The organism is Paraburkholderia sp. GAS33, assembly GCF_050436645.1.
Taxonomy (GTDB): domain Bacteria; phylum Pseudomonadota; class Gammaproteobacteria; order Burkholderiales; family Burkholderiaceae; genus Paraburkholderia; species Paraburkholderia phenazinium_B.
The window spans coordinates 1-11,013 of the sequence record NZ_JBNDMP010000016.1; the positions used below are offsets into that span (position 1 = coordinate 1).

Genomic DNA, 11,013 nt, shown 5'->3' on the forward strand with positions numbered 1-11,013 from the left:
GCAGCTCTGAACCGCTTCACCATCCAGTTCGAAGAACGGCTGGTGCAGCGTTAAACACCAACCCGTTTACACAAAATTCGGGACACCCCCCAGGCAACCCTCCCCGGCACCCTCACCCCTTATAATCAAAGATTCCACAGCATCCCAGCAGACCACGAACAATGAGCGACAACACGCTTGCCAAGAGTTTCGAACCCCACAACATCGAAGCCCAATGGGGCCCGGAGTGGGAAAAACGCGCCTACGCCGCGCCAGCGTTCGCGGAAAACACGAAAAACTTCTCGATCCAGCTGCCGCCGCCTAACGTCACAGGCACCCTGCACATGGGCCACGCCTTCAACCAGACGATCATGGACGGCCTCACCCGCTACCATCGCATGCTCGGCGAAAACACCCTCTGGGTCCCCGGCACCGATCACGCCGGTATCGCCACCCAGATCGTCGTCGAACGCCAACTCGACGCCCAGAAGGTCTCGCGCCATGACCTCGGCCGCGAAAAGTTCGTCGAACGTGTCTGGGAATGGAAGCAGCAATCCGGTTCGACCATCACCAGCCAGGTCCGGCGCCTCGGCGCCTCCATCGACTGGTCGCGCGAATACTTCACCATGGACGACAAGATGTCCGCCGCCGTGCGCGACGTGTTTGTCCGTCTATATGAACAGGGCCTGATCTATCGCGGCAAGCGCCTCGTCAACTGGGATCCGGTCCTCATGACCGCCGTCTCCGACCTCGAAGTCGCCAGCGAAGAAGAAAATGGCCACCTCTGGCACATCCAGTATCCGCTGACCGATGGTTCGGGTTATCTGACGGTTGCCACCACCCGCCCGGAAACCATGCTCGGCGACGTCGCCGTCATGGTCCATCCGGAAGACGAACGCTACGCCAGCCTGATCGGCAAGACCGTGATGCTGCCGCTCGCCGACCGCGAAATCCCCATCATCGCCGACGATTACGTCGACCGCGAATTCGGCACCGGTGTCGTCAAGGTCACCCCCGCACACGATTTCAACGACTATCAGGTCGGCCAGCGCCACAAGCTGCCGCAGATCGAAATCCTCACGCTCGAAGCAAAGATCAACGACAACGCGCCCGAGAAGTACCGCGGTCTCGATCGTTTCGAGGCGCGCAAGCAGGTGGTCGCGGATCTGGAAGCCATCGGTCTGCTCGAGTCCGTCAAGCCGCACAAGCTGATGGTGCCGCGTGGGGACCGTACCGGCGTCGTGCTCGAACCGATGCTCACGGACCAATGGTTCGTCGCCATGAGCAAACCGGCGCCGGAAGGGACCTACAATCCCGGCAAGTCGATCGCCGAAACTGCGCTCGACGTGGTCCGCAACGGCCAGATCAGGTTCGTGCCGGAAAACTGGACCACCACCTACTATCAATGGCTCGAAAACATCCAGGACTGGTGTATCTCGCGCCAACTCTGGTGGGGCCATCAGATTCCGGCCTGGTATGGCGAAAACGGCGAAATCTTCGTCGCCAAGACTGAAGAAGACGCCCGCGCGCAAGCGGTTGCCAAGGGCTATACCGGCGCCCTCAAACGCGACGAAGACGTGCTCGACACGTGGTTTTCGTCGGCACTGGTGCCGTTCTCGTCGCTCGGCTGGCCGAACGAGACGAAGGAACTGGCAGCGTTCCTGCCGTCGTCCGTGCTCGTCACCGGCTTCGACATCATCTTCTTCTGGGTCGCGCGGATGGTCATGATGACCACCCATTTCACCGGCAAGGTGCCCTTCGACACCGTTTATGTGCACGGCCTCGTGCGCGATGCCGAAGGCCAGAAGATGTCGAAGAGCAAAGGCAACACGCTCGATCCGATCGATATCGTCGACGGCATCGATCTCGATTCGCTGGTCGCCAAACGCACCACCGGCCTGATGAATCCGAAGCAGGCAGCGTCGATCGAGAAAAAGACCCGCAAGGAATTCCCCGAAGGCATCCCCGCGTTCGGCACCGACGCGCTGCGCTTTACGATGGCGTCGATGGCCACGCTTGGCCGCAACGTCAACTTCGACCTCGCGCGCTGCGAGGGCTATCGCAACTTCTGCAACAAGCTGTGGAACGCCACCCGCTTCGTGCTGATGAACTGCGAAGGCCACGACTGCGGCTTCGGCAAACCCGCCGATGCGTGCGGTCCGAATGGCGAGGGCAACTGCGGCCCGGGCGCCTACCTCGACTTCTCGCAGGCAGACCGCTGGATCGTCTCGCACCTGCAGCGCGTCGAGGCTGAAGTGGCCAAGGGCTTTGCCGACTACCGCTTCGACAATGTGGCAAACGCCCTATACAAGTTCGTCTGGGACGAATACTGTGACTGGTATCTCGAGCTGGCCAAGGTGCAGATCCAGAACGGCGCGCCGGAGCAGCAGCGCGCCACTCGCCGCACTTTGTTGCGTGTGCTCGAGACGGTCCTGCGCCTCGCGCATCCGGTGATTCCGTTCATCACCGAGGCGCTGTGGCAGAAGGTGGCGCCCCTTGCCGACCGTTACCCGCAAGGTATGGCCGAGGGCGAAGCTTCTATCATGGTGCAGCGTTATCCGGTGGCCGAGCCCAGCAAGCTGGACGAAGCGGCCGAACAGTGGGTGGCTGATCTGAAGGCTGTAATCGACGCCTGCCGCAACCTGCGTGGCGAGATGAACCTGTCGCCGGCCGTCAAGGTGCCGCTGCTCGCAACCGGCAACGCGGAACGCCTGCGCACGTTCGCACCGTACGCCCAGGCGCTGGCCCGATTGTCGGATGTGCAGATCATCGCCGACGAGGCTACGCTCGACGCTCAGACACATGGCGCGCCAATTGCTATCGTAGGGAATGACAAGCTGGTGCTGAAGGTGGAAATCGATGTCGCAGCCGAACGCGAACGCTTGTCAAAAGAGATTGCGAGATTGGGCGCCGAAGTGTCGAAATGCAATGCAAAGCTGCAAAATGAAAGCTTTGTTGCGAAAGCCCCGCCCGCAGTCGTTGAGCAGGAGCAGAAAAGGCTGGCAGAATACGAAACGACCATCGGCAAGCTGAACGCGCAACTTGCGCGCCTGCCAGCCTGATTGACGCTCCACGTCTGCGCCTGCGCACAGACGTAGCCACCACAGGATTCAGGGGTAATTACATGCTAAAAGTTACAAAAGCGGTATTTCCGGTAGCAGGTCTTGGCACCCGGTTCCTCCCCGCCACCAAGGCGAGCCCGAAGGAAATGCTGCCCATCGTCGACAAGCCACTGATCCAGTACGCAGTCGAAGAAGCGATGGCCGCCGGTATCACCGAAATGATCTTCGTCACGGGCCGCAGCAAGCGCGCGATCGAGGATCACTTCGACAAGTCGTACGAAATCGAAGCGGAGCTCGAAGCACGCGGCAAGGACAAGCTGCTGGAACTCGTGCGCAGCATCAAGCCGAGCCACGTCGACTGCTTCTACGTACGCCAGCCCGAGGCGCTCGGCCTCGGCCACGCGGTGATGTGCGCGGAAAAGCTGGTGGGCGACAACCCGTTCGCCGTGATCCTCGCGGACGACTTGCTGTACGGCAAGCCGCCCGTGATGGCGCAGATGATCGAGGTGTTCGACCACTATCACAGCTCGGTCATCGGCGTCGAAGAAATCCCGCACTCGGAGACGAAGTCCTACGGGATCGTCGACGGCAAGGAGTGGGAAGATTCGATCATCAAGATGTCGGGCATCGTGGAAAAGCCGGCGCCGGAAGTGGCGCCGTCGAACCTCGGCGTGGTTGGCCGGTACGTGCTGAAGCCGCGGATTTTCGAGCATCTGCGTGCCTTGAAGCCGGGCGCGGGCGGCGAGTTGCAACTGACGGATGCGATCCAGTCGCTGCTCGCCGATGAGCAGGTGCTGGCGTACAAGTATCACGGCACGCGCTTCGATTGCGGCAGCAAGCTGGGCTATCTGAAGGCGACGGTGGAATTCGCGCTGCGTCACCCGGAAGTGGCTGCGGATTTTGAAGAGTATCTGCGGACTCGCTCGCCGGTGCTGGAAGGGTAAGCTGGCGGACGGATAGAAGCGCGGAAATCCGCGCGGCAGATGTAAAAAAGGCGCTGTTGCTCCGCGGATCGCGGGCACGGCGCCTTTTATTTTGAGTGCTGCGGTTCTGACGCAGGTCAATCCTCGCGAGTCTGCTCCGATCCGCTGGGCCTTACCGCCGCCGCATCAAAAACACAAACACCTTGTCCTGCGTCGACACCTCGACGATTTCATTACCCGTCTGCTTGGCGAACGCGGCGAAATCGCGTTGCGAGCCGGGATCGGTGGCGAGCACCTTGAGGATCTGGCCGCTCTCCATATCGGCAAGCGCCTTTTTGGCGCGCAAAATGGGGAGCGGACAGTTGAGCCCGCGCGCATCGACTTCCTTGTGAACCTGAATTTGCATCGACGATGACCTTCGGGATAAGGCGCCGCGAACGACGCCGGACAGAGGGTCAAATTCTACAGCAGCCGTCATATCCACGCCGGAAGCGCCGATATGACGACCATCACAGGAACACGCTGGGGCGCCTTTTCGGGCATCGCGTCGTCAAAGCCAAACCCCGGGGCCTTATTAGCCTTACAACGTCACCGCCTGCCCCGTCTGCAAAGACTGCCGCAGCGCGCTGCCAATCCGCGTCGCCTCCAACGCGTCAGCCAACGTCGCACCTGCCGACGCCCCACCCTGCACCGCCGCCACAAATGCCCGCGCTTCGTAGAGGAACGCGTCTTCGAAACGGTCGAAGAAAGTCGGTGTGCATTCGTTGCGAATCCCGCTCGCGTCCGAAATCTCGACGCGATTCAAACGCGGATTGTGGCCAATGGTCATCGCGCCTGCCGTGCCGATCACTTCGCTGCTGGTATCGTTGCCGTGCGCCATGGTGCGCGACGCGTAAAACATCGCGAGGCTGCCGTCGTCGAATTCGCAGATCGCCACGCCGTTGTCGACATCGCCGAATTCGCGCAGCCCTTCATGCAGGGCGATCGTCCCGCTCGCAAACACGCGTTTGGCGCGCGGTTTGCCGAGCAGCCAACGAGCCACGTCGATATCGTGCACCGTGCAGTCGAGAAAAATCCCGCCCGAGGTCGGCGCGAAGCGCACAAAGAAGCCGTCGGGGTCGTTCTTGTCGGTGTTCTGCGAGCGCACCATGAACGGCCGGCCAATCACGCCTGCTTCGATCTTCTCGAACGCGTCGCGATAGCTCGGATCGAAGCGGCGCATGAAACCGATGGTCGCCTGCAAATGCGGATGCTGTTCCGCTTCCGCCAGCACACGCTCGCACTCCGCCAGATCCAGCGACAGCGGCTTCTCGCAGAACACATGTTTGCCGACCCGCAGCGCGTCGATAATCTGTTGCGCGTGCAACGACGACGGCGTGACGAGCCAAACGGCATCGACCTCAGGATCATCGAGCAACGCGGCATAGTCTTTGTACAAACGCGGCGACGACAAAGCCTCAGCGGCCCACGCCAACTCTTCTTCTACGGGACTGCAAGCCGCGACGAGCACGGCCCCCGGCACGCGATAAGCGAGATTTTCCGCATGACGCTTGCCGAGCCGTCCAAGCCCGACTACGCCAACACGAACGGGTTTGCGATTAGCAGTGGTCGCCATCATGCACCCTCCCCGAGACGCACCGGCCGGCCTTCACGCCACGAGCGCGTCGCTGCATCCGCGAGTTCAAGCGCCTTCAGGCCATCTGCGACAGTCGTGCGAACCGGTTTGCCCTGCGTGACCGCCTCGAAGAAGTGTGCAATTTCCGCCGCGTACGCCGCGCGGTAACGCTCAAGGAAAAACGCTTCGGGCACGTCACTCGAGACTTCCGTCTTCGAATAGGCAACCACCTCGGTAGGACGCACGTTGCCGGCCTGCAGCATGCCCTCGCTGCCAAGCACTTCGAAGCGTTGATCGTAGCCATACGCTGCACGCCGCGCCGTGTTGATCTGGCAGAGCCGCCCGCTCTTCGTGCGAATCGTCACGGCTGTCGAATCGATATCGCCCGCGTCGGCAATCGCCGGGTCGCTCAGGCAACTGCCCGTGGCGTGCAGCGTCTCAGCTTCATCGTCGAGAATCCAGCGGAAGATGTCGAAGTCGTGGATCAGCATGTCCTTGAAGATCCCACCCGAATGCTTGATGTAGTCAACCGGCGGTGCGCCCGGATCGCGGCTCGTGACAATCAGCATTTCCGGCGTGCCGATTTCACCGGCGTCGATGCGCGCCTTCAACGCGGCAAAGGTCGGATCGAAACGGCGCTGAAAGCCGATCATGCACACCACGCCCGCGCGTTCCACTGCCAGCGCGCAAGCACGCGCGCGTTCGAGCGTCAGATCCACGGGCTTTTCGCAGAAGATGTGCTTCTTCTGCGCGGCCGATTGCTGGATCAGGTCTGCATGCGTATCCGTGCTCGAACAGATCACCGTCGCACCGACCGACGCGTCGCCCATCGCGCCGTCTATGTCCGTGACCTGCGCGCCGTGCAAAGCGGCCAGCGCTGCCGCCGCATCCTTGTTCACGTCCACCACGTACTTGAGCCGCACGCCCGGTTGCCGCGCGAGATTGGCCGCATGAATCCGGCCAATGCGCCCTGCACCGAACACTGCTACGTCGATTGTCTTGCCGCCTGCTAGGTCAGTCATCGTATCCTCCAGTGTCTTTCGATTCTTCTACGTTCAATTCGAGCTTGTACGCGAGCGCGATGAACAGCGCCTGGCACAGGCAGATCGTGCTGGTGAGGGAGCGGAACGCGAACGCGCTCCCCTCCTTCACATAAAGTTGCGTGGTGGCGTAGCGCGCGAGCGGCGACAACTGGCTGTCGCTGATCACCAGCGTTTTTGCCTGGTGATGATGCGCCACCCTTAAGCAGTACTGCGTTTCCTTGCCGTACGGTGCGAAGCTTATCGCGATCACTACGTCGCCCTTCCTGACGCTACGGATCTGCTCGCGATACATGCCGCCGAAACCGGACACCAGGTGCACGCGCTTAGGCGTGTGCTGCAACGCGTAGACGATGTAGCTCGCCATCGGAAACGAACGCCGCACACCCACCACGTAGATGTTGTCGGCCTGTTGCAGCATCTTCACGGCGGCGTCGAACTGCGCATCGTCGAGACCCGCTTCGAGCTCATCGAGTCCGCCGCGACACGCGGCAACGAATTCGCGCGCCACGGAACCGCCGGACAACGCACCCGGCTTCTCGTCGATCAGCTTGCGAATGCGCTGCTGATAACTCGGCGACGATGTGCCCTGCCCCGTATAAGCCTGGCGAAACACCGCCTGCAGATCGGAAAAGCCGGAGAAGCCGAAGCGCTGCGCAAACCGCACGACCGCCGACGGATGCACGCCGCAGCTCGCCGCGATGTCGCTGGTGCGATCCACCATCACGCTTGAGCGATGCTGCTCGATATACGTCGCAACGTTCTTCAACTGACGCGGCAACGAGTCGTAGTTTTCCGCGATGCGCTGCATCAAATCTTCGACGCTGGGCAATTCTTCTGTGCTCTCTTCCGCCATGGCTCTTCCTTTGATGCTTTATTGCGCTGCAAAACGGCCCCCATCAAGGCTCTGCGCACCACGCTAACGTTGCCGATTATAGGCAGGCAAGACATCAAATGGAACATATTTTCCATTTTTCTTTGTCATGAAATTTTCATTGCAACTGGTCAAAAGATGGCCTAATCTTGGTCCTGAGCGATGGTGTAGCGAGCATGCGTGTTCACGCGAAGAGGGCTCGCAGGTATGAAGAAACACCATACGTTCCCTTCAATAACGAAGACCGAGAAAGGTGGAGACAATGAGACTTTGCAATGGCAAGGCAACGCTGAGGATTCTGGTGGCAGCACTGGCGCTGACGGCGGGATTGGCCGCCACAACCGCGGCCCGCGCGGCCGATGCGCACTTCGTGTTGATCAGCCACGCACCCGATTCCGATTCCTGGTGGAACACCATCAAGAACGCAATCAAACAGGCCGACGAGGATTTCAACGTCGAGACCGACTACCGCAACCCGCCTAATGGCGACATCGCCGACATGGCCCGCCTGATCGAACAGGCTGCAGCACGCAACTACGACGGCGTGATCGTTACCATCGCCGACTACGACGTGCTGAAGGGCTCGATCGGTAAGGTCACCGAAAAGCACATTCCGTTAGTGACGATCAATTCTGGCACCGAGCAGCAGAGCGCCGATCTGGGCGCGATCATGCACATCGGCCAGCCTGAATACGCGGCAGGTAAAGCAGCAGGCGAAAAAGCGAAGGCCGCGGGCGTCAAGTCGTTCCTGTGCGTAAACCACTACGCGACCAACCCGGCGTCGTTCGAACGTTGCCGCGGCTTTGCCGATGCGCTTGGGGTCGACTTCAAGACCTCCACGCTCGATGCAGGCACGGACCCAACCGGCATCCAGTCGAAGGTGAGTGCGTATCTGCGCAATCACCCGGACACCGGCGGCGTGCTCGCGCTCGGGCCGCTCTCGGCTGCGCCGACGATCAAGGCGCTGCAGCAAATGGGTCTGGCCGGCAAGCTCTGGTTCGCAACGTTCGACTTTGACGACGACATCGCCAAGGCCATCAAGGACGGCACGATCAAGTTCGCCATCGACCAGCAACCGTACCTGCAGGGTTACATCGCCGTCGCCGTGCTGGCCATCGCCAAGCACGACCACACTACCGACCCCGTGAAGATCCGCCAGGCTCTCCAGGCTAACCCGAAGTTCCAGGCTCGTCTGTCGACCTATGGTCTCGCCCCCTCCTACGGTCCGCGCAACATTGGCTCTGGTCCGGGCTTCATTACGAAGGAAAACATCGACAAGGTAATCAAGTACGCAGGTCAGTACCGCTAAGCAAGGTTTGATTGAGTTCGGGCACGGGAAACCGTCCCAGCAGGCATGAAGAAAGCGCGTGCCGCCAGCCGCCACTGGCCCGGCCGCACGCGCTCCCCTTCGCAAGGTTTCAATTGCACTTCACTTGCATTCAGCGCCTTCAAGCGACGCGTCGCCACGACGCGATCCGCTGGCGCATCAAGGAGAGCTTCAATGGGCGTCGCCAACCCCTTCCACGCCAAACATCCCCGTCCCGAGCAGGACGCTGCCGCAGCAGCAGCCGGGACCGCTTCAGCCGATGAACGCGTGCGTCGCGAATCGTGGTTCAAACATCTGTTGAGCCGCCCTGAATTTGCCGCCCTCGCCGGCACCGTCATGGTGTTCCTGGTGTTCGGGCTTGCCGCCGGCAACTCCGGCATGTTCAACCTCGACGGTGTGATGAACTGGTCGCAGGTTGCCGCCTATCTTGGGATCATCGCAGTCGGCGCCTGTCTGCTGATGATTGCCGGCGAGTTCGATCTTTCGATCGGCTCGATGATCGGCTTCTCCGGCATGATGGTCGCGTTGCCTACGATGTATTTCCACTGGCCGATTGCGCTGTCGATCGTGTTCGCGTTCGCCGGTTCGATGCTGCTCGGCGCGCTGAACGGCTACCTCGTGATGCGCACGCGGCTGCCTTCCTTCATCGTGACGCTGGCCTTCCTGTTTATCCTGCGCGGCCTCACGCTCGCGCTCTCGGTGATGTTTGCCGACCGCACCATCATCTCCGGCGTGGGCGACGTCGCCTCGCATGACTGGATCGCGCATACGCTGTTCCAGGGCGTCGCCTTCAAGGGCGTGTTTACCTGGCTCGGACACATCGGTCTCGTGAAGATGCTCGACAACGGCCTGCCGCTCGTCCCTGGGATTCCGAAAGTCATTCTGTGGTGGTTCGCACTTGCCGCCGTTTGCGCGTTTGTCCTCGCCAAGACGCAATTCGGCAACTGGATTTTCGCTGTGGGCGGCGACGCCAATGCGGCCAAGAACGTCGGCGTGCCGGTACGCCGTGTGAAGATCTCGCTGTTCGTCCTGACTGCCTTCTGCTCTTGCCTTTATTCCGTGCTGCAAGTGTGCGATATCGGTTCGGCGGCAGCCGACCGCGGCCTGCAGGCGGAATTCGAGGCCATCATTGCCGCGGTGATCGGCGGCAGCCTGCTGACCGGCGGCTACGGTTCGGTGGTGGGCGCATCGTTCGGTGCACTGATCTTCGGCGTCGTGCAGATCGGCATCACCTACACGAACATCGATTCGGACTGGTTCCGCGTGTTCCTCGGCGCAATGCTGCTGTTCGCGGTGCTGTTTAACCACTACGTGCGCAGCCGCGTCGCGGCATCCCGCTAAACGAGGAGTTCACGATGGATACCACCCAGAATACGACAGCAGCTGCCGTGCAGCCGGCCACGGGCGACTACATTCTCTCGCTCGAAAACGTCAGCCGTTATTTCGGTAACGTGATTGCATTGAAGGACATCACGATCCGGCTCAAACGAGGCGAAGTGCATTGCCTGCTCGGCGACAACGGCGCAGGCAAATCCACCCTGATCAAGACGCTGGCCGGCGTGCATCAGCCGAGCGAAGGCACCTACCTTGTCGACGGCAAGCCGGTGCGTTTCACCTCGCCCAAAGACGCGCTCGATCTCGGCATTGCGACCGTCTATCAGGATCTCGCGCTAGTGCCGTTGCTTTCCGTGGCGCGCAACTTCTTCATGGGACGCGAGCCGCAGAAAAAACTGTTCGGCTTTATCAACGTGATGGATCTCGACCATTGTGCGACAGCCTCGCGTGACAAGCTCGCCGAAATGGGCATCAACGTGCGCGACCCGCATCAACCGATCGGCACGATGTCGGGCGGCGAGAAGCAGTGTCTCGCTATCGCACGGGCCATTCACTTCGGCGCGCGGGTGCTGATTCTCGACGAACCGACGGCAGCACTCGGCGTGAAGCAGAGCTTCAATGTGCTGAAGCTGATCCACACCGCGCGAGCCAAAGGCATCTCGGTCATCTTCATCACGCACAACGTACACCACGCCTATCCGATCGGCGATTCGTTCACGCTGCTCAATCGCGGCAAGTCGCTTGGGACCTTCACCAAGGACACCATCAGCAAGGACGAAGTACTCGACATGATGGCCGGCGGCGCCGAAATGCAGAAGATGATCGGTGAACTCGAAGGCGCGACGATCTGATTGCGCC

At 61.0% G+C, this 11,013-nt stretch carries 9 protein-coding genes; 5 read left to right on the forward strand and 4 right to left on the reverse strand.

Annotated features, from left to right (window positions below):
• Window positions 1-161 precede the first annotated feature (161 nt).
• Complete coding sequence (locus tag P3T24_RS33520) at window positions 162-3,041, forward strand: valine--tRNA ligase (RefSeq protein ID WP_429441063.1); 2,880 nt, start codon at window positions 162-164, stop codon at window positions 3,039-3,041.
• A gap of 62 nt (window positions 3,042-3,103) precedes the next feature.
• Entirely contained in the window at window positions 3,104-3,985 is an 882-nt protein-coding gene (gene galU / locus P3T24_RS33525; protein ID WP_074263933.1) for a UTP--glucose-1-phosphate uridylyltransferase GalU, read from the forward strand.
• 151 nt (window positions 3,986-4,136) lie between these two features.
• Here the strand turns inward: galU and P3T24_RS33530 are convergent, their stop codons facing one another.
• The 4 genes from P3T24_RS33530 to P3T24_RS33545 all read right to left on the reverse strand — a co-directional run bounded on the left by P3T24_RS33530 (window position 4,137) and on the right by P3T24_RS33545 (window position 7,475).
• Window positions 4,137-4,364: a sulfurtransferase TusA family protein gene (locus P3T24_RS33530; RefSeq protein WP_074265982.1), complete on the reverse strand. Its 228-nt coding sequence runs from the start codon at window positions 4,362-4,364 to the stop codon at window positions 4,137-4,139.
• Window positions 4,365-4,544: 180 nt separating this feature from the next.
• Window positions 4,545-5,579, reverse strand: coding sequence for a Gfo/Idh/MocA family oxidoreductase (locus tag P3T24_RS33535; protein WP_429441208.1), 1,035 nt, complete (start codon window positions 5,577-5,579; stop codon window positions 4,545-4,547).
• Window positions 5,579-6,601, reverse strand: a complete 1,023-nt coding sequence (gene iolG / locus P3T24_RS33540; RefSeq protein WP_429441065.1) for an inositol 2-dehydrogenase — start codon at window positions 6,599-6,601, stop codon at window positions 5,579-5,581. The genes P3T24_RS33535 and iolG overlap by 1 nt, the downstream gene beginning before the upstream one ends.
• Window positions 6,594-7,475 carry a MurR/RpiR family transcriptional regulator gene (locus tag P3T24_RS33545; protein WP_429441067.1) on the reverse strand — a complete coding sequence of 294 codons (882 nt, stop codon included), beginning with the start codon at window positions 7,473-7,475 and terminating at the stop codon, window positions 6,594-6,596. The genes iolG and P3T24_RS33545 overlap by 8 nt, the downstream gene beginning before the upstream one ends.
• Window positions 7,476-7,755: 280 nt before the next feature.
• On the opposite strand from P3T24_RS33545, the gene P3T24_RS33550 reads away from it, so the two are divergent.
• From P3T24_RS33550 to P3T24_RS33560, 3 genes are all read left to right on the forward strand, one after another.
• Window positions 7,756-8,802, forward strand: coding sequence for a sugar ABC transporter substrate-binding protein (locus tag P3T24_RS33550; RefSeq protein WP_074263929.1), 1,047 nt, complete (start codon window positions 7,756-7,758; stop codon window positions 8,800-8,802).
• A 192-nt stretch (window positions 8,803-8,994) separates the two neighbouring features.
• On the forward strand, window positions 8,995-10,161 hold the full coding sequence (locus tag P3T24_RS33555) for an ABC transporter permease (protein WP_074263928.1): 1,167 nt from the start codon (window positions 8,995-8,997) through the stop codon (window positions 10,159-10,161).
• Between the two features lie 14 nt (window positions 10,162-10,175).
• Window positions 10,176-11,006 (forward strand): ATP-binding cassette domain-containing protein, encoded by an 831-nt coding sequence (locus P3T24_RS33560; RefSeq protein ID WP_074263927.1) that lies wholly within the window; start codon window positions 10,176-10,178, stop codon window positions 11,004-11,006.
• Window positions 11,007-11,013 lie beyond the last annotated feature (7 nt).